Origin of the sequence: Cryptosporangium japonicum (assembly GCF_039524755.1) — a bacterium.
In the GTDB taxonomy this organism is placed as follows: domain Bacteria; phylum Actinomycetota; class Actinomycetes; order Mycobacteriales; family Cryptosporangiaceae; genus Cryptosporangium; species Cryptosporangium japonicum.
In genome coordinates this window covers 203900-224186 of record NZ_BAAAGX010000004.1, presented here as the reverse complement: position 1 = coordinate 224186, position 20287 = coordinate 203900, and the positions used below count along the sequence as shown (strand labels likewise).

The following is a 20287-nucleotide window of genomic DNA, read 5'->3' as shown; positions in this document are numbered from 1 at the left end:
CCTGGCCACCCGCTACGCGAAAAGGATGGCCTACTACCAGTCAGAACTCATCCTCGCCGCGATCGTGCTCTGGCTGCGATGACTTACAGGACACTCGCTAGTCGAACAGGTGGCGGTTGGCGCGGCTCCAGGCCAGGCGTTCGCCGGCCGCGTCGAGGACGCCGCTCTCCTGCCAGGCCACCTGCGGCTGGCGGCCCTCGGCGGCCAGCTGGCGGGCCCGCCGCCAGACGGTGCTCTGCTGGTCGATGACCGCGTCGACCAGGCCGTCGACGGTCGTCAGGCCGTAGCTCCGGGCGAACGTCTCGAGGCGCCGACGGCGATCGGGGGGCACCGGGTGGTGCATCGACTCGCAGCTGTAGTGGTCGTCGCGGAACGGCGCCACGTATTCGAGGGCGTACGCGACGTCGTGCACGGGGCGTCCGGGGTGTACGTAGTCCCAGTCGAGGATCCCGATCGGCCGGGTGCCGCGCCAGACCAGGTTCCACGGGCCGAAGTCGCCGTGGCAGACCAGCTCGCCGTTCTCGAACGCGCCGTCGTCGGCCGCCCAGCCCGCGGCCGCGGCGGGCCGGAAGCTCCGCACGGCGTCGTGGTAGTCGCGCAGCAGCCGCGCCATCGCGGCCAGGCCCGCGTCGCCGACCACGCGGTGCCAGGCCGCGCCGCCGGACTCGCCGTCGAGGTACGTCAGCACCTCGCGCCCGTCGGCGTCGATGCCCAAGAACCGCGGCGAGTACGGGAAGCCGACCGACTCCAGGTGCAGCAGGAGTTCGTGCACGGTCGCCGACCAGGCGTGCAGCGGCCGGCGCACGGTGTCGCCGATGCGCACCACCGGGCGGTGCGGATCGTCCTGCAGGAACGACGGCGCCGACGGCCCGGAACCTTCCGGGCCGTCGGCGGTGTACGTCGTCGTCAACGCAGTCCCAGGTCCGCCCAGACCAGCCGGTGATCGGACGTCGGGAACCCGTTGACCGCCGACCACTGCGGGTCGAACACCCCGGTCAGCCGGGACAACGGATCCGACCGCACCGGCCAGAACACGCCCGACCGCACGACCCGGGTGCCGACGCGGGGCAGCACGTAGTCGGCGTGCAGGTTGCCCGGCGCGGTGTCGGCGAAGTCGGCGGTGTCGAAGCGCGGATCGCCCTTCTGGGTGGTGTTGGCGCCGCCCTGGAGCGTCGCCGCCTCCACCGCGCCCGCGCTGGACGGGAACGTGCGTGCGTCGATCAGCGGGTGCCCGGTGAGCTGGCGGGCCGCGTTCCGGTAGGAGTCGCCGTCGTCCGGGTCGGCGTTCTGGTCGCCGGCGATCACGAACGCCTGACCGGGCTTCAAGCCGCCCCGGCGGCCCTTGTCGTCGTAGACGTAGGACGACGTCGACGGCGTCACGTAGTCGGCCCAGAACCGGATCTCGTCGTGGTTGCGCCGGCCGTTGCGGTCCTCCGGGCCGTCGAACGTCGGCGGCGTCGGGTGCGAGACCAGGAAGTGCACGGACTTCCGGCCGACGGTGATCGGCACGTCCCAGTGGCTCTTCGACGACAAGCGCAACGCCGCCTGTTCCTCGGCCGAGTAGAAGTCCGTCGGTATCGCGTTACCCGGCATATCCTTCCACTTGAAGAGCTGGAAGGTACGCACCGCGCGGTAGTCGATCGGGAACTTCGAGTAGACGACCATCCCGTACTGGCCCGGGAACTGGCCGAAGCCCCAGGAGTCGTCGCCGTAGGCCTGGTCGCCGGGTGTCGTGTCGGTCACGCCGTTGTGGTTGAGGTCGAACCCCGAGGAGATCCCGGTGTTCGACGGGGCCACGTACCGGTACGGGTAGCGCTGGGCCGGTGCGCCGTTCTGCGGAACGGCGAGGAAGTTCTCCGCGAACAGCCGCGCGGCCTCGGGGTCGTAGTCGAACTCGTTGATCAGGACGACGTCCGGGTGCGCGCGCTGGATGACCTCGGCGACGTTGTGCGCCTGGCGGCGGTAGACGTCGTCGACGCCGGGGGCGGCGAGGTGTTCGCGCAGCAGCCCCTCGGCCGGCCGGTTGAGTGACAGGTTGTAGGTCGCGAAGCGGACCGTGCGCTGGTCGTGGGCGACCGCGCCGGCCGGTGACGTGCCGATGATCGCCGCGCAGACCGCGGCTACCGTAAGAACTCGCTTCATCACGCATTCTCGATACCGGACGCCGCGTCCTTCCGGGGCGGCTTCGCGCGATCCGTCGCCGACAGTTCAACCGGCGCGTTCGCGCGAGGCCACCCCGGCGGCGATGTCCGACGGCCGCGAGATCGGCGGGTCGAACAGCATCCGCCCCGTCGACGCGGCCCTACCTGGAACGGTGCCTCCGGCTCCTGACGCGTGGTGTACTGCCGACGTGAGGGTCGGGGTCGCACACCACTTCGGGTGGGCCGTCGTCGTGACCGCGTCGGCCGATCACCGGGTGGTCGACCGGCGGCGCATCGAGCTGGTCGAGCCCGGCACGCCCGTCGCGCCTGTCCACTCCGACGGCGCGGCGCTCGACGACGTGGCGGCCGCGGACCTCGTGGCGCGCGTCCGGGCGTCCGCGGGCCGGGCGACCGCGGCGGCGCTGGGTGACCTGGCGGCCGACGTCGGCGCGCCGATCGTCTCGCTCTCGCTGCGGGCCTGGCCGCCGGACTTCCCGGCCGACCTGGCGACGCTGCGCCGCGCGCCGTACGAGGCCCGCGCCGACTCGGTGATGTACCGCCAGGTGCTGGCCGAGTGCGCGCAGGCCCGGGGCTGGGCCGTGCATCTCTTCGACGCCAACGACGTCGAGGCCAGGGCCGCCCGTCTGCTCGGACGGCCGCCCGAACGCCCGGCCGGGCCACCCTGGACCAAGGACCACCGGGTGGCCCTGGCCGCGACGATCCTGGCGGCTCAGTCCTCCGGCCGGCGGTCGGACACCAGGTAGCTCGCCGCGGCGGTGAGCGCGGAGACCGTGAGCACGGACGGCCAGCCGCCGATGCGCTTGGCCAGCGGGTGCGAGAGACCGAACGCCCCGAGGTAGGTCGCGACCAGCGCACCGGTGACCGCCGGGCTGGTCCGCCGCGCCCACTCGCGGCCCGCCAGCGCGCCGCCCGCCGCGAGCACGACCCCGCCGAGGGGTCGCACCCCGGTGCGCCGCGCGACCTGCCAGCCGCCGATGAGGGAACCTGCCGTGATCGCCGCCGTCGGAATACGCATGGAAACGACCGTACCCGTCCTCTATCCATCGATAGAGGACCGGTTCGACCCAGCGGAGGACGAGGGGCCGGGGTGGGCGTCCCTAGGGTCGGGGGCGTTCCCCTCCACCCCCGAAGGACACCGATGACCAGCAAGGCCACGTACTTCTTCTCCCGCGCGATCGAGGCGCTGCTCCTCGTGATCGGCCTGATCACGGTCGCGGCGGAGAACACGATCCTGTGGATCTCTCTCTGGGACTGCGTCGCGGTCTTCTACCTGGCCACCCGCATGTACCGGTTACGACGCAGCAACCGCCGCGGGGACGACGTCTGGCTCACGCGCAGCCTCGGCGGCCGGATCGGCCTGGCTTTCACGGTGCTCACCAGCATCATCGGCATCGGCACCGGCCTCACGATCGCGACCAGCGGCAGCGGTGACGCCAAGTGGCTGGCGTCGGCCGTCGGGCTGCCGTGCGTCATCCTGGCATGGGCGATCCTGCACTTCGGCTACGCCGAGCGCTACGCGAAGACGTTCTACGCCGCCGATCCGGCCGACCCGCCGTTGACGTTCCCGAACATCGACAAGCCCTCGTACGTGGAGTTCGCCTACTTCTCGTTCACAATCGGCACCACGTTCTCGGTGTCCGACGTCGAGACGCAGACCAGCTCGATCCGCCTGCAGGTGCTCTCGCACAGCGTCCTGTCGTTCATCTACAACACCGCGACGATCGGTATCGCGGTCAGCGTCATCACCGGCTGAGCTGCCCGGTCACTCCGGCGGCTCGACCAGCACCGAGGGGTGCAGGTGGCCGGCCCGCAGCACCCGGCGGGCGAACGGCGGTGGGTCCCAGATGGACACGTGCACGTCGTGCCGGCCGGCGACCTCGGCCACGGTGTTCAGGCACTGCAGACCGGCGGCGCCGAAGAACGAGAGGTGCCGCAGCACCAGCACGAGTGCGTCGCCGCTGCGTTCACGACAGGCGGTGAGCAGTTCGGCGGTGAGCCAGGGCGCGGTCCGCGCGTCTACCTCGCCCGCCAGGCTGAACACCATGCAGCGGTAGCGGGTGCCCTTCCGGACGTGCAACGTGCCGGTCGGATCGCTGATCGCCCGGGCGGCGGCGGTGGCCGGGAGGGTACGCCAATCGGAGTACATCACGATTCCCCCGGGTTTTACACGCGTCGAGTCCGTACCAGCACTGACTGTGCTCAGATTACTTTGACACTCGTTCACGTGCTGTCCCGTCAATTAGTGGTTGACCGCCGGGCCACGCTGGTGAACGCGGGGGCCACCTCGGTGGTGGCAGTGGACTTCAGTGAGGTCACGGTGCGCGCCGCGCAGCGGCGGGCGGACCAGCTCGGGGTGGCGTGCCGGTACGTCGTCGGCGTGCTGCCGGGCGCCCCGCTCGCCGACGCCTGCGCGGACCTCGTCGCGCAGGTGGCACGCTAGGGGGCGATGAAACTTCTCGCCCTGGCCGGTGCCGCCTGCGTCGGCGTCTCGCTCGTGCTGTTCGGGGTGCTGCACGTCGTGCCGCCCTCCGCCGAGCTCGACTGGTCGCGCCGCACGATCAGCCAGTACGCGCTGCTCCCGAACGGCTGGCTGTTCGACGCCGCGACGCTGCTGCTGGCCGCCGGATCGCTGGCCGTGGTGGCGGCGCTGCACCGGGCCGGGCTGCTGACCCGCGGCGCCGGCGTCGCGCTGCTGCTCTGGGTGGTGGGGCTGGTCGGGGTGGTCTGGTTCGAGAAGCACGACTGGTCCGTCGGTCCGTCGGTCAGCGGCGACGTCCACCGGGCCGCGAGCCTGCTGGCGTTCCTGAGCCTGCCGGCCGGCGCGCTGCTGGCCGCGGCACCCCGCCTGCGCCACTCCGACGCCGCCCGCCGGGTCGCGGTGGGCGGCGTCGTGTCGTTCCTGTGTTTCACGCCGATCCTGTGGGCGCTGGTCTCCGAGCCGTGGACCGGTGTGCGCTGGTGGCGGGCGATCCCGCTCGGTGGGGTGGAGCGGGTGCTCGGGCTGGCCGAGGTCGCGACCGTGCTGCTGCTGGCCGGGTGGGCCCGCTCAGCGCGTTCCCGCGAAGAACGTCCGTAGGTCGGCGGCGAGGTCGACCGGCGCCTCCATCGCCGGGAAGTGGCCGCCGTGCGCGAACTCGGTCCAGTGCGCGTCCGGCGGCGCGGGCACCAGACGGCGCACGGTCTCGTCGGCGCCGAACACCGCGAAACCCTGCGGCACCGTCACCGGCCCGCCCCAGTCGTGCGCGTGCGCCTGGTCGTACAGGGTGTGCGCGGCGGTCGCGCCGCAGCCGGTGAACCAGTACAGGCTGACGGTGGTGAGCAGCAGGTCACTGTCGATCGGGTGCTGCGCCCACTCGTCGAACTTCTCCGCGATCCAGGCCAGCTGGAACAGCGGCGAATCGGCGAGCGCGTAGCCGATCGTCTGCGGGCGCGAGTTCTGAACGGCCAGGTACCCCGAGTTCTCGGTGCGGAACGCGGTCATGCGCTCGAGGATCAGCGCGTCCGTCCCGTCGTCCGGATCGAGGCCGTCGGCCAGTCCCGGCAGGAACGTCGCGGTGGCCGCCGCGGTCGTCGGATCGGTCACCACGTGCACGCCGACGACGTGCGCCGGGTCGAGTGCCGCGCCCGCGCCGGACACCCCGGCCCCGACGTCGCCGCCGTGCACGCCGTACCGCTCGTACCCGAGCCGGCGCATGAGCTCCACCCAGAGCCGGGCGGCCCGGCCCATGGTCGCGCCCGGACCGGCGAGCGGGGTCGAGAACCCGTAGCCCGGCAGGGACGGTACGACCAGGTGGAAGTCGTCGGTGAGCAGGTCGATCAGGCGCCCGAACTCGGCCGGTGAGCTCGGGTAGCCGTGGGTGAGCAGCAGCGCGACGGCGTCCGGATCGCCTGACCGGACGTGGACGAAGTGGACGACCTGCCCGTCGATCTCGGTGCGGAACTGCGGGTGACGGTTGAGCTCGGCCTCGGCGGCCCGCCAGTCGTACCCGGTGCGCCAGTGGTCGGCCAGCTCGGCGAGCCGGGCGGCGGTGATGCCGCGCCGGGGGTCGTTCCCGGGCCCGCCGGACGGCCAGCGGGCGTCCGCCAGCCGGGCGTGGAGACGGTCGAGCTCGGCGTCGGCGACGGCGATGCGGAAGGGGTTCATACCGGGAACGGTCGCAGCAATTGCGGTTCGTTTCGTTCCGCAATAGGACGAGGATGATCAACCATGACGCGCTTGCTGACGTTGCTGTCGCTGCTCCAGTCCCGGCGGGACTGGACCGCGGCGGAGCTGGCCGACCGGCTCGCGGTGACGCCACGCACGATCCGCAAGGACGTGGACCGGCTCCGCCGCCTCGGTTACCCGGTGGACGCGCGGCCCGGCGTGGCCGGCGGATACCGGCTGGGGAGCGGGGGCACGCTCCCGCCGCTGCTGCTCGACGACGAGGAGGCGGTGGCGGTCGTGGTGGGGCTGCGTACCGCGGCGAGCGTGACCGGGGTCGAGGAGACGTCGGTGCGTGCGCTGGCCAAGCTGCAGCAGATCCTGCCGTCGCGGCTGCGACACCGGGTCAGCGCGCTGAGCGAGTACGCGGTGCCCGCGCCGGTGTTCGGGCCGCGGGTCGACCCGGCGGTGCTGACGACGATCGCGGCCGCCTGCCGGGACGCCGAGCGACTGCGGTTCGACTACCGCGCGCACGACGGCACCGGGTCGAGCCGGGACGTCGAGCCGTACCGGCTGGTGCACGACCGGCGGCGCTGGTACCTGTTCGCGTGGGACGTGGCGCGGGCCGACTGGCGGACGTTCCGGGCCGACCGGATCACGCCGAAGGTGCCGGGCGGGCCGCGTTTCCCGCCGCGCGCACTGCCGCCGGACGCGGAGATCGCGGCGCGGGTCGCCCGCGGCGTCGGCACGGCCCCGTGGCGGTACCGGGCGCGGGTGGAGGTGCGGGCGTCCGCGTCGTACGTGCGTGGACGCCTGCCGATCCCGGTCGAGGTGCGCCCGCTCGGCCCGGACCGCTGCGAGTTCACCCCGGGCTCGGACGACCCGCGGGCGCTGGCGCAGCACCTCGTCCTGCTCGACGCCGAGTTCCGCGTGCTCGACGGCCCCGAGCTGGCGGACGCGCTCCGCGAGCTGGCCGACCGTCTCCGCCGCGCCGCCGGGTAGGGGCGCTCACGCCTTCGGGAGGCGGATCACCGCCCGGGTGCCCCGCGGCCGGTTGGGCATGAGCCGGATCGTTCCGCGGTGCGCCTGGACGATCGCGCGGCTGAGCGCGAGGCCGAGACCGGCGCCCGGCAGCTGCTGCTCCCGGCTGAGCACCGTGCGGTAGAACGGGCTCAGCACCTCGACGCCCTCGTCGTCGGGGATGCCGACGCCGGTGTCGGCCACGACCAGGTCCACCGTGCCCGTCGCCGGAGCGGCGGTCGACACCGTCACGGTGCCGCGTGGGCTGTGCGTCACCGCGTTGCGCAGCAGGTGGTCGAGCACCTGGCGGATCCGTTCGCCGTCCCCGTCGACGTAGAGCCCCGGCTGGAGCTCGGCACGCAGCTCCACGCCGGCCTCGTCGGCGCCGGCCCGGGTGTCGGACAGCGCGGCGTCGACGATCGTGGCCAGCTCGAGGCGCTCCCACACCAGGTCGGCGTGGCCGGAGTCGAGTGCGGCGAGGTCGAGCAGCTCGTCGATGATGTGCCGCAGGCGGCTGGTGTTGCGGTCGATCACCCCGAGCAGCCGGACGCTCTCGGCGTCCATGCCCGGTGTCTCGGCCAGCAGTTCGGTGTAGCTGGCGATCGACGTCAGCGGTGTGCGCAGCTCGTGGCCGACCAGGAACAGGTACTCGTCCTTGCTCCGGGCCAGCGCGAGCTCGGCGTCCTCGGCCCGGCGGCGCTGCAGGAACTGCGCGACCTGCCCGGCGATCCCGGTCAGCAGGATCGTGACCGCGCTCTCCGCGTCGCGCACGACGTCGGTGAAGAAGCACAGCGCCCCGAGCGCGCTCCCGCTGAACGGCACCGGCACCGCCACGCCGCTGCGGAGGGTCGAGCCGTTGATGCCGTTCAGGTCGCGCACCCAGACGACCTCGTTGTGCTCCCAGGCCGATCCCGCGAGGCCCGCGCCGCGAGCCAGGCGCGACGGCACCGGCAGGCCGGGGCGGTCACCGTCGCGGTACGTGGCGACCGGCCGCAGTTCGTCGGCGTCGTCGTCGGCGAGCCAGAGTTCCCCGGCCGACCAGCCGAGCGACGAGCAGACCGCGCGCAGGACGGTGGGGCCGGCCTGTTCGATGCCCAGCGCCTCGGCCAGCGCGTTGCCGACCGCCCGCTCGGTGTCGAGGAACCGCGCCGCGTCCAGCCCTCCGGGCCGGCGCCCGGCCTCGACCGTGAGCTCGCGCAGCATCCCGGTGCAGACCTTCGCCGAGGTCTCGATGCCGGTCAGCTCCCTGGGCCCCCAGTGACGGGGCCGGTAGTCCATCGCCGCGCACACCCCGACGATCTCGCCGTTCCCGTCGGCGATCGGGTAGCCGGTGTACGCCCGGGCACCGTGGTCGAAGATCGGCGAGGTCGGCGGCACCCGGTCGTCCTCACGCACGTCATCGATGACGATCGGGCTCCGGCGGGTGAACACCAGCCCGGCGACCGTCTCGGACACCGGGAGGCCCTGCAGGACCTGCCAGCCGTCGCGCAGCCCCCAGGCGCCGATCATCCGGAGCATCTCGCCGTCGGCGAGGTAGACCAGACCGGCGGGGGTGCCCGCGGCCAACGCGGTCAGCGTGGCGACGTGGTGCGCCGTGGAGCCGAGGGCCTCGGAGGCACTGGGGTCGAACGTCCGTAGCCGGGTCCCCCGGACGATCGGATCGGTGCCCACTACTGAGTCTTCACGCATCATCGTTGCGTTTCCTCCGACCGCGCGAACGACACACCTCAATCTCGCATAATAACCATAAACTGACATAACGGACTAGAGCCTGAGTCGAAGCCGCCGGTCGTAGAGTGTCGGCATGGCTGAGCCCGTCAAAGGTCCCGCGTCCTATTTCCCGTCGATCGAGAAGAAGTACGGCCGCCCGGTCAGCGAGTGGCAGGACCTGATCCGCGCCTCGCCGCTGACCAAGCACATGGAGCTGGTGAACTGGCTGAAGGCCGAGCACGGCCTCGGGCACGGCCACGCCAACGCTCTGGTCGCGCACGTGCTGGCGGGCGGCCGGTGATCGACCACGCGGCGGCGCTGGTCGAGCAGGACCGGCGGTTCGCCGACATCCTGCGCGGCGCCGACCTCACCACTCCGGTGCCGACGTGCCCCGGCTGGTCGCTGACCCAGCTGCTCCGGCACCTCGGGCGCGGGCACCGCTGGGCCGCGCAGATCATCCGGGAGCGCCGGGTCGAGCCGATCGACCCGCGTGCCGTCGAGGGCGGCAAGCCACCGGCCGACGCCGAGGGCGCACTGGAGTGGGTCGCCGGCGGCGGCTCGGTCCTGCTCGACGCGGTGGCCCTCGACCCGGACGCCCCCGTCTGGACCGCGGTGGGGCCGCGCCCGGCGTCGTGGTGGATCCGCCGTCGCCTGCACGAGTCGACCGTCCACCGCGCGGACGCCGCGATCGCGCTCGGCGTGCCCTACCCGCTGGCGCCCGAGCTGGCCGCGGACGGCGTCACCGAGTGGGTCGAGCTGCTCGTCGCCCGCGGGGAACGACCGGTCGCCGACGGCGAGAGCCTGCACCTGCACGCCACCGACGTCGACGCCGAGTGGACGCTGCGCGGCACCGCGTCGGGCCTGGCGTTCGAGCCGTCGCACACGAAGGCCACCGCCGCGCTCCGCGGCCCGGCCACCGACCTCCTGCTCGCGATCACCCGCCGCCGCGACGACTCCGCGCTGGAGCTCTTCGGCGACCGGGCCGTCTGGCGCACCTGGCTCGACCGGACCCCGTTCTAGCGCGGGCTCGATACGGTCCGGGGATGGTCGTCGGAGTCGTCCTGTTCGCGCTGGGCATCCTGCTCTCGCTGGTCCTGCACGAGGCCGGTCATCTCGGGGCCGCCCGGGCGTTCGGCCTGAAGGTCACGCGGTTCTTCGTCGGGTACGGGCGGACGCTGTTCTCGTTCCGCCGTGGCGGGACCGAGTACGGCGTCAAGGCGATCCCGGTCGGCGCGTTCGTCTCGATCGTCGGCATGGTCCGGCAGTTCGACGACTCCGACGACGATCCACGCGCGATGTGGCGCTTCCCGCTCTGGAAACGCACCGTCGTGATGACCGCGGGCGTGGCCGCGAACGTGGTCTTCGGCACCGTCCTGATCTGGGGCGTGTTCGCGTTCACGCCGCTGCCCGACGCGGACCGGCTGCAGCGCGAGCCGGTGCGGGTGGCCACGGTGTCCGACGCGAGCGCCGCCGCGCGGCTGGGCCTGCGCCCCGGCGACGTCGTCGTCACGCTCGACGGCCGGGAGGTCCGCGGCTGGGACTCGTTCACCACCGTGGTCCGCGCCTCCGGCGGCCGCACCCTCGACGTCGGCTACCGGCGCGACGGACGGCTCCGCACCTCCTCGGCGACGATCCCGCTCGTCGACGGCGCCGGACAGCTCGGCGTCACCGCGGACGTACCGCGCAGCACCGCCGGCCCGGTGGGCGCGATCGCCCTGACCGGCACGCAGACCGCCTCGATGGTCACCGGGACGTTCGCCGCGCTGGCACACCTGCCCGAACGGGTGCCCGCGGTGTGGAACTCGCTGACCGGTGACGAGCGCGACCCGGAGGCCCCGGTGAGCATGGTGGGCGCGAGCCACCTCGGGGGCCAGCTCGCGGACCGGGGCGAGTGGCCGTCGTTCGTGCTGCTGCTGGCCGGCCTGAACTTCTTCCTGGCCGCGTTCAACCTGCTCCCGCTCCTGCCGCTGGACGGCGGGCACGTGTCGGTGTGGTGGTTCGAACGGGCGCGTTCCCGGCTGTACGCCCGCCTCCACCGCCCCGACCCGGGCCGCGTCGACTACCTGAAGCTGGCCCCGCTCACCTACCTGGCCATCCTGGTCTTCGCGGTGTTCACGGCGCTGACGGTGGCCGCCGACGTCGTGAACCCAGTGCGCTCGCTCTGAGTGTCGTGCCCTAGGTGACCGGCGAGTAACTCTCCGTGATGGTTAGATAGTGGGACCGGGCGACTGTCGCGCCGTCTGGACCGAAAAGGACCTTCACCCGTGCATGCCCCGCTCTCGTCCCGGCCGCTCGTCAGCTCTCCGGCACCGGGCGGCTGGCAGCGTTCGTCGTACTGTGTCGACGGCGACTGCGTCGAGGTGCGGACCGGTTCGGTCGTGCTGATTAGGGACAGCAAGGCAGCCGACGGACGGCATCTCGCGCTCACACGCCGGCAGTTCCGGGACTTCGTCGCCTTCGTACGCCGGCTGCCGGGCTAAGCGGACACCCGCGCCAGGGCCTCGTGCAGCTTCCCGAGGGTCAGCTCGAGATCACCGGCCTCGGCCTCCAACGTCACGTGGTCGTCCAGCCAGTCGGTCGGGCACGGAGAGGGGCGGCGTCCGGAACCGGTCTCATCGCCCGAGGCCACCGACGTCAACAGCTCGCCGCGCGGTGTCTCGAGGTAGAGAACCAGATCACCCGCGTCGTCGCCGTTGGCCGGTTCCTCGATCTCCAGCAGCACGTACGGTTCCCGCCAGTGCGGGTAGATGCCGTAGCTGAACGGAACGATCCGCACCGTGACGCCCGGCCGCTCGGCGACCTCGATGAGCCGGCGGAGTTGCCCCCGCATGACCCTGGCGTCGCCGACCCGGAAACTGATCACGGCCTCGCTCAGCAGGAAACAGAGAGCGGGGCGTTCGTCCCGCTCCAGCACCACCTGCCGCCGGGTTCGCAATTCAACTCGCTTCTTCACGACGTCGGCTGTTCGACGATTGTAGGATCCGACCACGGCGGACGCGTATTCGTCGGTTTGCAGCAATCCGGGCACGACGAGCGGCTGAAAGCTCCGGATCATCCGCGCCGAAGCCTCGTGGGCGACGAATGAATAGTATTCCGGCGACACGTAGTCGCGGAATTCCGACCAATTCGAGTGACGACGGGACTCGCGCGCGGCCTCCAAGAGATGACGAGTCGACTCCTCGTCGTCAACGCCGTAATACCGCAGCAGGTGCAGCAGATCGACGGTGGTGACCGCGACCACGCCGTTCTCTACCCGATTGATCTTCGACTTCGACCAGTCCATCGCGCCCATGACATCGCTTTGGTACTTGCCGGCTGCCTCACGGTACCTACGCAACTGGTGGCCCACGTGACGTCGACGCACTAACGGGTCCAAACGCCCCATCTTCCATCTCCTCGCGTCGACATGGCCGGATCAGGAATCGGCGACGTCGCCACTCGATCCGTCTCAAGATTACGCCACGAATCGACTCCGAGGATGCGGGTGCAATTGACTTGCGGCAAGTCGAGGACGGAATTCCGCAACCACTCGAACAAGCGCGGTCGATGGGGCTGGACAGGCTGGAGAAATCGGCGTGAACAGCAGCGAGACGAGGGCAGCCCTCCGGCTGCAGTCGGAGGGCTGCCTCCCTGACCGGTCCAGCAGGTAGACCACGAATCAGGGCTGTTGGCGATGTCGCCTGCGCCGATTACACCACCAAATATGCGACGTGTCGAGTTGCGCCGTCGCGCGCAAGCGCATGCCTCACCGTTCAACCTCTCACGCTATTCACTCATTTTCCGACGATCGTCGAAACTTGCGTCCAGCCATTTGAATGCAGACGCTTGATCCGTGTCTTCAATCGGAGCGCTGCAGCCGGTATCAACTCACCGGAGCTCTGAATGGAGACTCAATCCGGTCCAGCAGGGAAACCCCGAAGAGGAGAAGACCGATGTGCGATGCATTATCACCACGCCGGAATCGGATGCCGGCGGTCGTCGTGGTCGTGGTGATCCTGTCGTCGGTCACCGCGGTCGACCATGCGGTGGCCCTCGGCGGATCGGCTCTTTCCGCGCTCGTCGCCGTGATCGGTTCGCTGGCGTTGCTCGCGGAGGCCACGACCAGATTCGCGGCCCTGTCCCTCGACTGTTAGGCGCGGGCGAAGCGGACCCGGCGGGTGGCCGGGTCGGCCTCGAGGAGGCGGACCCGGAGCCGCTCCCCCGCCCGCAGGCCCGGCCCCGCGCACTTCGCCCACACCGGTGGGTCGTCCAGCGCCACCGTGCCGCTCTTGCCTTCGCCGGAGACGTCGACCACGGCCGCGTCGAACTCGTCGCCGATGCGGTCGGCGAGGAGCACGGCCTCGGTGAGGTCGACGACCGCGCGTTCGAACTCGCCGGCGCGGCGGGCGGCGGCGGCCATCGTGGCCGGCAGGCCGGGCAGCGCGTCGAGCACCCACGCGGGCACCGGGGCGCCGGTGGAGACGGCCAGGCACACCTCGGTGGCGTACCGGTCGGCCAGGCGGCGCAGCGGCGCGGTGACGTGCGCGTACGGCGCGCCGACCCCGGCGTGGAGCGGCTGCTCCGGCGCGCCGCCGGTGAACGGCGTGTAGCCCGCGCCGCGCAGCAGCGTCGCCGCCACGTCGAGGAACGCGGCGCCGCGCGGGTCGGCCGCGTCGACGCTCGCGACCACGCGCCCCGGCGACGCGCCGGGCGGCCAGGTGACGCCCAGGCCGGGCGCCACCGCGCGGAGCCGCTCGACGTCGGCCGGCGCGGCCGGCGGCAACGTGCGCAGCAGGCCGACGCCCGCGTCGAGCATCATCGCCGCCGCGCACTCACCGGTGAGCAGCGAGACCTGCGCGTTGTGCCGCTCGGCCGGGGTCTGCGCACGCAGCACCAGCCGCCAGCCGCCGTCGTCGGTGCGCTCGACCTCCTGCTCGGGCACGTCGAGGTCGATGCCGCCGCGCTCCAGGACCCGCTCGGCGCGGACCCTGCCGAACGCCTCCAGCGCGCTCAGGGCCTCCGGCCGCGCGCCCGCCTCGACCTCCGGATAGGACAGTTGCTGCCGGCTGCGTACGGTGGCCCGCTCGACGCGGACGTCGAGCGGCGTGGCGTCGGCGGACAGGCGCACGGTCCACACCACCGCGGGCCGCACCTGGTCGGGCAGCAGGCTGGCCGCCCCCTCGCTCAGCACCGCCGGGTGCAGCGGGATCCGGCCGTCGGGCAGGTAGAGCGTGACCCCGCGGGCGGTGGTCTCCCGGTCGAGCGCGCTGCCGGGGCGGACGAACGCGGCGACGTCGGCGATCGCGTAGCGCAGCCGGAAACCGTCGCCGTCGGGAACGAGGTGCAGCGCCTGATCGAGGTCACGCGAGCCGGGCGGATCGACGGTGACGAACGGGACGTCGGTGAGGTCGGTGCGGGTGAACTCGGCGGGAGCGGCCGCCGCGTCGGCGAGCGCCTCGGGCGAGAAGTCCGGCGGCGTGCCCAGTTCGGTGCGGATCGCGCCGAAGTCGATCGCCGGTGCCCGCAGCCGCCGCGTGGGCGATCCGGTCACGGTCCAGGCCTGCTCGCCACCCTCCATCGCCCGGACGCTATCAGCCCACCCCGACACCCCCGCGTCAAGGCTGAACGTTCTCTCATAAACAGTGGTTGCCGGTTACCACCACCTGATAATCAGTCCAGGATCGACACCGCGGACCTACGGGTTTCCTAATGGGCATAAGTCCTGGCCAGGAGGCATCTACGAGCTGACTCAGACGGGGGCCGATCGGCCGGGTCGCGTGGCAGCGTCGAGGGCATGCGAAGCTCTTTCGTCACGACACGCGCAATTACAACGATCGTTGTCAGCATCATTCTCGGGGTCGTGCTCTATCGGTTCTCGGGCGATCCCCGGATGTCGCTGTTCGTATTCCTGGCGACCGCTTTCTGCGGATACATGTACACGATGATCCGTGTCGCCACGCGGGAGGAGTGAACCGTCATCCAACCACCGTCACGGGTGGTCGACGCCCAGAACCAGGGCTGGCGTCTGGCCACCACCACCGGCCGGTACGCGGCCGACTTCGGAGTGCCCCGCGGTCTGCGCGCCGCGGTGAGCTACTCCGAGCTGGCCGCGACCCGCGGCCCGATCCGGCCGGTCGTCCCGGCTCCCGACGCCGATCGTGACGCTTTGCTGCGCGCGTTCCGAGCCGCGGGACCGAGAGCGGCGCTGTCGTTGCTCGTCGCGTTGCAACAGGTGTTCCGCGACGCCGCCGCCGGCACGGAGTACGACAGCGCGCGACGGACGCTGATCGCCGGCTCCGAGGAGTCGTGGGAGGCCGCGCACCTGACGATGCTGCTGGGCCGCACCGCGCCGCACGGGTCGATCGACCGGCCGACGGTCGGGACGATCGTGGACGTCCTGTGTCCGTGGGTCACCCGGACGGACGTGTACGTCGAGGTCGCGCAGACGCTCTCGGCGGTGTTCGCGGCGTTCCTCGACGAGGACGTCGACGGGCGGCCGCGCGGGTGGAGCGGAGCGGCGGACGACTCCCTCCAGCCCGGCGCGGCCGGCTTCGAGACCAACGGCGGCCGCCTGCTCTACAGCTGGCTGGCCGCCCGCTCCCGCCGCTCCCGGCTGGTCAGCGACTAGCCTCGCGGCGGGCGCGTTTGCCGAGGGGGGCCTGGGACATGTCCTGTGCGCTCGAGCGCAGGTTCTTGTAGCCGTAGCCCCGCTCGGTGAGCCACGCCGCGGCCTTCTCCTCGGCCTGCTCGGACGCGAGCAGGATGTCCTCCTCGTCCTCGCCGGTCTCGGAGAACCGGAACGTGAACGCGGGCCGCACGGCGACGTCGTAGGTCAGCGTGCCCTCGGGCGTGAAGGCCGCGTTGAACACGTCGTGCTCGGCCGCCCGGGACTGCAGTGACGCGCGTTGCTCGGGGGTCAGGCCGTCGAAGACACCGCGGACGGTGATGCGGAAGGTACGAGTACTCACGCCCCCACCCCACCACCGCCGTCCACCGATTTCCGAGGTTGAATAGCGGTGTGCCTATCAACAAACTGGGCTTTCTGACGATCGGGCTGTTCGACGGCGCCGACCCGCGGCCGGGACACGAGTCGACGCTCGAGATCATCCAGCTGGGCGAGCAGCTCGGCTTCGACAGCGCCTGGGTGCGTCACCGGCACCTGCAGTACGGCATCTCCTCGCCGGTGGCGGTGCTGGCGGCGGCGTCGCAGCGCACCAGCCGCATCCACCTCGGCACTGCGGTGATACCCCTGGGCTGGGAGAACCCGCTGCGGCTGGCCGAGGACCTGGCCACCGTCGACCTGCTGTCCGGCGGCCGGCTCGAGCCGGGCGTCAGCGTGGGTCCGCCGATGCACTACGACCGGGTGAAGCCCGTCCTCTACCCCGACACCGAGGAGGACTTCAGCTACGAGCGGGTGGCGCGGCTGCTGCGCTTCGTCCGTGGCGAGGCCGTCGCCGACGCCGGCACCGAGGGCTTCGAGGTGTTCTCGAACCGGATCGAGCCGCACTCCCCCGGCCTCGGCGCCCGGATGTGGTACGGCGGCGCGAGCCTCCGCTCGGCCCGCTGGGCCGGTGAGAACGGCATGAACTTCCTGACCAGCAGCGTGGTCAAGGCCGAGGAGTCGGAGGACTTCGCGCAGATCCAGCTCTCGCACATCCGGGCGTTCCGGGCGGCGAACCCGGGCGGCCGCGTCTCCCAGGGCCTGGTCGTGATCCCCACCGACAGCGCGTCGGCCGAACAGCGCGCCAAGTACGAGGCGTACGTCGAGGCGCGCACCCCGCGGACAGCGACGCCGCAGGGCCCGGCCCGGATGCTGTTCGCCCGCGACCTGGTCGGTTCGTCCGATGAGATCGCCGAGCAGCTGCACGCCCACGCGGCCTTCCCGGAGGTGAGCGAGGTGGCGTTCGCGCTGCCGTTCAGCTTCGACCACGAGGACTACGTGCAGATCCTCACCGACATCGCCGGGAAACTCGGCCCGGCGCTGGGCTGGGCCCCGACCGCCTGACCGCTCACCGCGCCCCGCGGACCGTCTCCTCGCCGAGGCGCCAGAGCCGGGCCTCGGCGGCGGGGTCCGTCGCGAACGGCTCCGGCTCGACCTTCCGCCCGTCCTCGTAGTAGCCGCCGGTCGTGGTGGCGGCCGCGAGCCGGACGGAGGTGGCCGCGGCCTCCGCCGGGGTCTTGTAGTAGTCCGGGGTCAGCAGGTGGCCGGCCTCGTCCATGGCGCCGAACGCGCGCATCGTGTCGTCGTCCAGATGCCGTTGCAGTTCGGTGTGGACGTAGCCGGGGTTGACCGCGTTGGCGACGATCCCGTCGGCGGCCCAGCGGTCGGCGGCGCCGACCGTGAACAGCAACGTCGCGGTCTTCGACTGCGCGTACGCCAGGAACGGCTCATAGCGACGCCGGGCGAACTGCGGGTCGTCGAAGTCGAACGGTCCGTTCCGGTACGCGCCCGAGCCGACGACGACCAGGCGCGCGTCGCCGGCGGCGGCCAGGTTCGGGTGCAGGCCGAGCGCCAGCGCGAAGTGACCGAGGTAGTTCGTGGCCAGCTGCAGTTCCCAGCCCTGCGGTGAGAGCCGGCGGGTGGGCAGCGCCATGACGCCGGCGTTCGCGACGAGCACGTCGAGCGGGCCGTCCCAGGTGAAACCGGCGACCGAGTCGAGGTCGGCGAGGTCGAGCGCGCGGACGTGGACGTTGTCGGCGCGCAGGGCGTCGGCGCGGCGGGGGTCGCGGGTGGCGATCGTGACGTCGGCACCGGCGGCGGCGAGGGCACGGACGGTGGCGGCGCCGATGCCCGAGGCACCGCCGGTGACGAGGGCGCGTCGGCCGTTGAGGGGAGTCATGCGTCCAGCGTCGCTCGGTATCCTGGACTTACCAGTATCGATCGACCGGAGTTTCTTCGTGATCGTCCAGGACCCGCTGCACGGTGTGCTGTCCCTGCTCGACGCCCGGGGCCACGTCTCGGCCGGGCTGACCGCCGGCGGCCGGTGGGCGGTGGCGTTCGCCGCCCCCGACGGCGTCAAGTTCAACGTCGTCCGCGAAGGGCGGTGCTGGTTGCGGGTGGGGGACGTGACGGTCCGGCTCGGGGCGGGCGACTGTTACCTGCTGACGCGGCCGGTGCCGTACGTGCTGGCGAGCGACCTCGCGGCACCCGCGGTTCCGGCCGGGGTGGTGTTCGCGGACGCGTCCGACGGCATGGCGCGCGCCGGTACCGGGGCGGACGTGGTGCTGGTCGGCGGGCGGTTCTCGTTCGGCGACCGGGCCGGCACCGTCCTGCTCGACGCGTTGCCGCCGGTGATCCACGTGCCCGGTGGCGAGGCCGACGCCCTGCGCTGGGCGCTGGACGAGATCGGCGGCGAGCTGCGGTCACCGGCGCTGGGGTCGCGGCTGGTGGCCGAGCATCTCGCGGTCGTGCTGTTCGTCCGGATCCTGCGCTGGTACCTGGGGCGGCCGGGCGCCGCCGTGACGGGCTGGCTCGCCGGGCTGGCCGATCCGGTCGTGGGGGCCGCGCTGCGTGCGGTGCACGCCGCGCCCGCCGCACCGTGGACCGTCGCCTCGCTGGCCGCCGCGGCCTCGGTGTCGCGCTCGACGCTGGCCGCGCGGTTCACCGCGGTCGTGGGCCGGGCGCCGCTGGAGTACCTGACCGGCTGGCGGATGGAGCTGGCGTCGAGCCGGCTGCGCCGCGGCGACGAGCCGGTGGCCGCGATCGCCCGGTCGGTGGGGTACGGCTCGGAGACCGCGTTCAGCACCGCCTTCAAGCGGGTGGTGGGGGCGTCACCGCGCGACTACCGTCGGAGCGTCACCACCCGCGCCACTCGTCGGTGAGCTGTGCGCGCACGCGACCGCGGGCGGTGGTGAGGGCCTCGACCTCGACGCCGGCGGGACCAGCGTCGACTCGGTCGTTCCGTCATGGCCGCCGAGCGTAAAGGAGTGGTGGGCGGGCATGACGGGGCGTGTGTCTACCGATGTTGAGGTGGCCGTCGGGCTGATCGCGGAGCCGGACGCGCCGATGGACCTGGCCCGGTACCTCGCCGAGGAGCTGGAGCCGGAACTGCGTCGCCGCCATCCGGGGCTGGGGTGGCGGTTCGTCGTGGCGGAGGAGGCCGGCGCACCCGCGGACGTGATCGGGGCGGCGCGTGACCGGCTGCTCGACGAGAACTGGGACCTGGCGATCCGGCTCACCAACCTGCCGCTGTCCGAGGCCCGGCGGCCGGTCGTGGCGCAGGCCAGCGCGGCGCACAGCGTCGGGGTGGTGTCGGTGCCCGCGCTCGGAGCGGTCAACGTGCGTCGTCGCGGGCTGCCGGTGGTGGCCGACCTGGTCGACCGGGTGGCCGGCATGGTCGACGAGGCCCCCGACGAGGACGACCGGCGGCGCGGCTCGCGGCGGCTCCGGGAGCTCGCCGAGGAGCCGGGTGAGTTCCGGGTCTCCCGCCTGGTCACCGGGAACATCACGCTGCTGGCCGGGATGATCCGCGCGAACCGGCCGTGGCGGCTGGCGATCCGGTTGACGCGGGCCCTGACCGCGGCCCTGGCCGCCGGGGCGTTCGCGCTGGTCACGCCGGACATGTGGCTGCTCGCGGACGCCTACGGCGGGGTGCGGCTGACGGCCATCGCGGTGGTGTCGATGCTGGCGTTCACGCTCACGCTGATCGTCGGCGGCAAGCTGTGGGAGCGGGCCCGGCGGCCGGGTCAGCGTCGGCAGGTGGCGCTGTTCAACATCACGACGACGGTCACCGTGGTGTCGGGCGTGCTGGCGCTCTACGCGGTGCTGTTCGTGCTCGCGGTGCTGCTGGCGTTCGCGCTCGTCGTGCCGGGGCTGTTCGGGGCCTCACTCGGGCACCCGGCACGGTTCTCCGACTACCTCGAGCTGGCGTTCCTGACCAGTTCGCTGGCGACGGTCGGCGGCGCGCTCGGGGCCGGCCTGGAGTCCGACGACGCCGTGCACGAGGCCGCGTACACCTACCACCGGGCCGGGTGAAGATCGACCCTGGGGCCGATCGGCCTGCAACTTCGGCGACGCACGTTGGGTCGTATGAGGTGCGTGTGCTGTGGCGAGTGGGCGATCGAGCCGGTGACGCTGGACGGCGTCCCGCGGCTGCGCCTGTCGTGCCGCGGGTACCTCGTGGGCTACTACACCGCGCCGGAGTCCCTGGCCGCCGAGCTGCGCCGCCAGCACGGCCCGGAACTGGCCGACTTCCGCGCCGCCGCCTGACCCCCTCGGCACCCCGCGCGACGTCCCGGGCCCACAACGGCTTCCCGGGCCTACGACGGCTTCCCG

26 protein-coding genes are annotated in these 20287 nt (G+C 72.4%); 16 read left to right on the top strand and 10 right to left on the bottom strand.

Translation table 11 applies throughout. The annotated features are described in order from the left end of the window. Positions 1–97 precede the first annotated feature (97 nt). Positions 98–910: an aminoglycoside phosphotransferase family protein gene (locus ABD437_RS04190; protein ID WP_344647402.1), complete on the bottom strand. Its 813-nt coding sequence runs from the start codon at positions 908–910 to the stop codon at positions 98–100. Continuing rightward, positions 907–2142 carry an endonuclease/exonuclease/phosphatase family protein gene (locus ABD437_RS04185; protein ID WP_344647401.1) on the bottom strand — a complete coding sequence of 412 codons (1236 nt, stop codon included), beginning with the start codon at positions 2140–2142 and terminating at the stop codon, positions 907–909. The genes ABD437_RS04190 and ABD437_RS04185 overlap by 4 nt, the downstream gene beginning before the upstream one ends. Positions 2143–2350: 208 nt before the next feature. On the opposite strand from ABD437_RS04185, the gene ABD437_RS04180 reads away from it, so the two are divergent. Next, positions 2351–2905: a hypothetical protein gene (locus ABD437_RS04180; RefSeq protein WP_344647400.1), complete on the top strand. Its 555-nt coding sequence runs from the start codon at positions 2351–2353 to the stop codon at positions 2903–2905. Here ABD437_RS04180 and ABD437_RS04175 read toward each other — a convergent pair. Further along, the gene (locus tag ABD437_RS04175; protein ID WP_344647399.1) at positions 2872–3177 is read right to left on the bottom strand and encodes a hypothetical protein; all 306 of its coding nucleotides are present in this window, start codon (positions 3175–3177) and stop codon (positions 2872–2874) included. The genes ABD437_RS04180 and ABD437_RS04175 overlap by 34 nt on opposite strands. 123 nt (positions 3178–3300) lie before the next feature. Between ABD437_RS04175 and ABD437_RS04170 the strand changes: the two genes are divergently transcribed. Then, positions 3301–3915 (top strand): DUF1345 domain-containing protein, encoded by a 615-nt coding sequence (locus tag ABD437_RS04170; RefSeq protein WP_344647398.1) that lies wholly within the window; start codon positions 3301–3303, stop codon positions 3913–3915. A gap of 9 nt (positions 3916–3924) precedes the next feature. Here the strand turns inward: ABD437_RS04170 and ABD437_RS04165 are convergent, their stop codons facing one another. Further along, positions 3925–4308, bottom strand: coding sequence for an STAS domain-containing protein (locus ABD437_RS04165; protein ID WP_344647397.1), 384 nt, complete (start codon positions 4306–4308; stop codon positions 3925–3927). Positions 4309–4404: 96 nt separating this feature from the next. On the opposite strand from ABD437_RS04165, the gene ABD437_RS04160 reads away from it, so the two are divergent. Together ABD437_RS04160 and ABD437_RS04155 are read left to right on the top strand one after the other, a co-directional pair. After that, positions 4405–4602: a class I SAM-dependent methyltransferase gene (locus ABD437_RS04160; RefSeq protein ID WP_344647396.1), complete on the top strand. Its 198-nt coding sequence runs from the start codon at positions 4405–4407 to the stop codon at positions 4600–4602. Between the two features lie 6 nt (positions 4603–4608). After that, positions 4609–5238 carry a DUF998 domain-containing protein gene (locus ABD437_RS04155; RefSeq protein WP_344647395.1) on the top strand — a complete coding sequence of 210 codons (630 nt, stop codon included), beginning with the start codon at positions 4609–4611 and terminating at the stop codon, positions 5236–5238. Here the strand turns inward: ABD437_RS04155 and ABD437_RS04150 are convergent. Further along, a complete protein-coding gene (locus ABD437_RS04150; RefSeq protein WP_344647394.1) occupies positions 5209–6306 on the bottom strand; it encodes an epoxide hydrolase family protein in 1098 nt (365 codons plus the stop codon). The genes ABD437_RS04155 and ABD437_RS04150 overlap by 30 nt on opposite strands. A 63-nt stretch (positions 6307–6369) precedes the next feature. On the opposite strand from ABD437_RS04150, the gene ABD437_RS04145 reads away from it, so the two are divergent. Further along, on the top strand, positions 6370–7305 hold the full coding sequence (locus ABD437_RS04145; RefSeq protein WP_344647393.1) for a helix-turn-helix transcriptional regulator: 936 nt from the start codon (positions 6370–6372) through the stop codon (positions 7303–7305). Between the two features lie 6 nt (positions 7306–7311). On the opposite strand, the gene ABD437_RS04140 is transcribed toward ABD437_RS04145, so the two are convergent. Further along, the gene (locus ABD437_RS04140) at positions 7312–9015 is read right to left on the bottom strand and encodes a sensor histidine kinase (RefSeq protein WP_344647392.1); all 1704 of its coding nucleotides are present in this window, start codon (positions 9013–9015) and stop codon (positions 7312–7314) included. 112 nt (positions 9016–9127) lie between these two features. Here ABD437_RS04140 and ABD437_RS04135 point away from each other — a divergent pair, with 112 nt between their 5' ends. From ABD437_RS04135 to ABD437_RS04120, 4 genes are all read left to right on the top strand, one after another. Next, on the top strand, positions 9128–9334 hold the full coding sequence (locus ABD437_RS04135; RefSeq protein ID WP_344647391.1) for a DUF4287 domain-containing protein: 207 nt from the start codon (positions 9128–9130) through the stop codon (positions 9332–9334). Further along, the gene (locus tag ABD437_RS04130; RefSeq protein WP_344647404.1) at positions 9334–10053 is read left to right on the top strand and encodes a maleylpyruvate isomerase family mycothiol-dependent enzyme; all 720 of its coding nucleotides are present in this window, start codon (positions 9334–9336) and stop codon (positions 10051–10053) included. The genes ABD437_RS04135 and ABD437_RS04130 overlap by 1 nt, the downstream gene beginning before the upstream one ends. A 23-nt stretch (positions 10054–10076) precedes the next feature. Then, a complete protein-coding gene (locus ABD437_RS04125) occupies positions 10077–11198 on the top strand; it encodes a M50 family metallopeptidase (protein WP_344647390.1) in 1122 nt (373 codons plus the stop codon). Between the two features lie 99 nt (positions 11199–11297). Beyond that, positions 11298–11513 carry a DUF397 domain-containing protein gene (locus ABD437_RS04120; RefSeq protein ID WP_344647389.1) on the top strand — a complete coding sequence of 72 codons (216 nt, stop codon included), beginning with the start codon at positions 11298–11300 and terminating at the stop codon, positions 11511–11513. Here ABD437_RS04120 and ABD437_RS04115 read toward each other — a convergent pair. Continuing rightward, positions 11510–12418 (bottom strand): helix-turn-helix domain-containing protein, encoded by a 909-nt coding sequence (locus ABD437_RS04115; protein WP_344647388.1) that lies wholly within the window; start codon positions 12416–12418, stop codon positions 11510–11512. The two genes, ABD437_RS04120 and ABD437_RS04115, sit on opposite strands and share 4 nt — an antisense overlap. Before the next feature lie 580 nt (positions 12419–12998). On the opposite strand from ABD437_RS04115, the gene ABD437_RS04110 reads away from it, so the two are divergent. Continuing rightward, positions 12999–13166: a hypothetical protein gene (locus tag ABD437_RS04110; protein WP_344647387.1), complete on the top strand. Its 168-nt coding sequence runs from the start codon at positions 12999–13001 to the stop codon at positions 13164–13166. Here the strand turns inward: ABD437_RS04110 and ABD437_RS04105 are convergent. After that, a complete protein-coding gene (locus ABD437_RS04105) occupies positions 13163–14590 on the bottom strand; it encodes an RNB domain-containing ribonuclease (RefSeq protein ID WP_344647386.1) in 1428 nt (475 codons plus the stop codon). The genes ABD437_RS04110 and ABD437_RS04105 overlap by 4 nt on opposite strands. A 216-nt stretch (positions 14591–14806) precedes the next feature. Here ABD437_RS04105 and ABD437_RS04100 point away from each other — a divergent pair, with 216 nt between their 5' ends. Next, positions 14807–14983 carry a hypothetical protein gene (locus ABD437_RS04100; protein ID WP_344647385.1) on the top strand — a complete coding sequence of 59 codons (177 nt, stop codon included), beginning with the start codon at positions 14807–14809 and terminating at the stop codon, positions 14981–14983. 24 nt (positions 14984–15007) lie between these two features. Further along, on the top strand, positions 15008–15640 hold the full coding sequence (locus tag ABD437_RS04095) for a hypothetical protein (RefSeq protein WP_344647384.1): 633 nt from the start codon (positions 15008–15010) through the stop codon (positions 15638–15640). Here the strand turns inward: ABD437_RS04095 and ABD437_RS04090 are convergent. Beyond that, the gene (locus ABD437_RS04090) at positions 15630–15980 is read right to left on the bottom strand and encodes a DUF6204 family protein (protein ID WP_344647383.1); all 351 of its coding nucleotides are present in this window, start codon (positions 15978–15980) and stop codon (positions 15630–15632) included. The two genes, ABD437_RS04095 and ABD437_RS04090, sit on opposite strands and share 11 nt — an antisense overlap. Positions 15981–16030: 50 nt before the next feature. Between ABD437_RS04090 and ABD437_RS04085 the strand changes: the two genes are divergently transcribed. Next, positions 16031–17017, top strand: coding sequence for an LLM class flavin-dependent oxidoreductase (locus tag ABD437_RS04085; protein ID WP_344647382.1), 987 nt, complete (start codon positions 16031–16033; stop codon positions 17015–17017). Between the two features lie 4 nt (positions 17018–17021). Here ABD437_RS04085 and ABD437_RS04080 read toward each other — a convergent pair whose 3' ends face one another. Then, positions 17022–17852, bottom strand: a complete 831-nt coding sequence (locus ABD437_RS04080) for an SDR family NAD(P)-dependent oxidoreductase (protein ID WP_344647381.1) — start codon at positions 17850–17852, stop codon at positions 17022–17024. A 61-nt stretch (positions 17853–17913) separates the two neighbouring features. Between ABD437_RS04080 and ABD437_RS04075 the strand changes: the two genes are divergently transcribed. The 3 genes from ABD437_RS04075 to ABD437_RS04065 all read left to right on the top strand — a co-directional run bounded on the left by ABD437_RS04075 (position 17914) and on the right by ABD437_RS04065 (position 20221). Continuing rightward, entirely contained in the window at positions 17914–18834 is a 921-nt protein-coding gene (locus ABD437_RS04075; RefSeq protein ID WP_425558087.1) for an AraC family transcriptional regulator, read from the top strand. A gap of 130 nt (positions 18835–18964) precedes the next feature. Then, positions 18965–19987, top strand: a complete 1023-nt coding sequence (locus ABD437_RS04070; RefSeq protein WP_344647379.1) for a hypothetical protein — start codon at positions 18965–18967, stop codon at positions 19985–19987. 54 nt (positions 19988–20041) lie between these two features. Then, positions 20042–20221: a hypothetical protein gene (locus ABD437_RS04065; protein WP_344647378.1), complete on the top strand. Its 180-nt coding sequence runs from the start codon at positions 20042–20044 to the stop codon at positions 20219–20221. Positions 20222–20287 lie beyond the last annotated feature (66 nt).

What these genes read in the sequence shown, in the direction of transcription:
- ABD437_RS04165 (WP_344647397.1), bottom strand. Translation starts at nt 4,308, where the DNA reads ATGTACTCCGATTGGCGTACCCTCCCGGCCACCGCCGCCGCCCGGGCG.
- ABD437_RS04140 (WP_344647392.1), bottom strand. Translation starts at nt 9,015, where the DNA reads ATGATGCGTGAAGACTCAGTAGTGGGCACCGATCCGATCGTCCGGGGG.
- ABD437_RS04175 (WP_344647399.1), bottom strand. Translation starts at nt 3,177, where the DNA reads ATGCGTATTCCGACGGCGGCGATCACGGCAGGTTCCCTCATCGGCGGC.
- ABD437_RS04105 (WP_344647386.1), bottom strand. Translation starts at nt 14,590, where the DNA reads ATGGAGGGTGGCGAGCAGGCCTGGACCGTGACCGGATCGCCCACGCGG.
- ABD437_RS04135 (WP_344647391.1), top strand. Translation starts at nt 9,128, where the DNA reads ATGGCTGAGCCCGTCAAAGGTCCCGCGTCCTATTTCCCGTCGATCGAG.
- ABD437_RS04100 (WP_344647385.1), top strand. Translation starts at nt 14,807, where the DNA reads ATGCGAAGCTCTTTCGTCACGACACGCGCAATTACAACGATCGTTGTC.
- ABD437_RS04065 (WP_344647378.1), top strand. Translation starts at nt 20,042, where the DNA reads ATGAGGTGCGTGTGCTGTGGCGAGTGGGCGATCGAGCCGGTGACGCTG.
- ABD437_RS04080 (WP_344647381.1), bottom strand. Translation starts at nt 17,852, where the DNA reads ATGACTCCCCTCAACGGCCGACGCGCCCTCGTCACCGGCGGTGCCTCG.
- ABD437_RS04185 (WP_344647401.1), bottom strand. Translation starts at nt 2,142, where the DNA reads ATGAAGCGAGTTCTTACGGTAGCCGCGGTCTGCGCGGCGATCATCGGC.
- ABD437_RS04155 (WP_344647395.1), top strand. Translation starts at nt 4,609, where the DNA reads ATGAAACTTCTCGCCCTGGCCGGTGCCGCCTGCGTCGGCGTCTCGCTC.
- ABD437_RS04145 (WP_344647393.1), top strand. Translation starts at nt 6,370, where the DNA reads ATGACGCGCTTGCTGACGTTGCTGTCGCTGCTCCAGTCCCGGCGGGAC.
- ABD437_RS04170 (WP_344647398.1), top strand. Translation starts at nt 3,301, where the DNA reads ATGACCAGCAAGGCCACGTACTTCTTCTCCCGCGCGATCGAGGCGCTG.
- ABD437_RS04150 (WP_344647394.1), bottom strand. Translation starts at nt 6,306, where the DNA reads ATGAACCCCTTCCGCATCGCCGTCGCCGACGCCGAGCTCGACCGTCTC.
- ABD437_RS04125 (WP_344647390.1), top strand. Translation starts at nt 10,077, where the DNA reads ATGGTCGTCGGAGTCGTCCTGTTCGCGCTGGGCATCCTGCTCTCGCTG.
- ABD437_RS04115 (WP_344647388.1), bottom strand. Translation starts at nt 12,418, where the DNA reads ATGGGGCGTTTGGACCCGTTAGTGCGTCGACGTCACGTGGGCCACCAG.
- ABD437_RS04110 (WP_344647387.1), top strand. Translation starts at nt 12,999, where the DNA reads ATGCCGGCGGTCGTCGTGGTCGTGGTGATCCTGTCGTCGGTCACCGCG.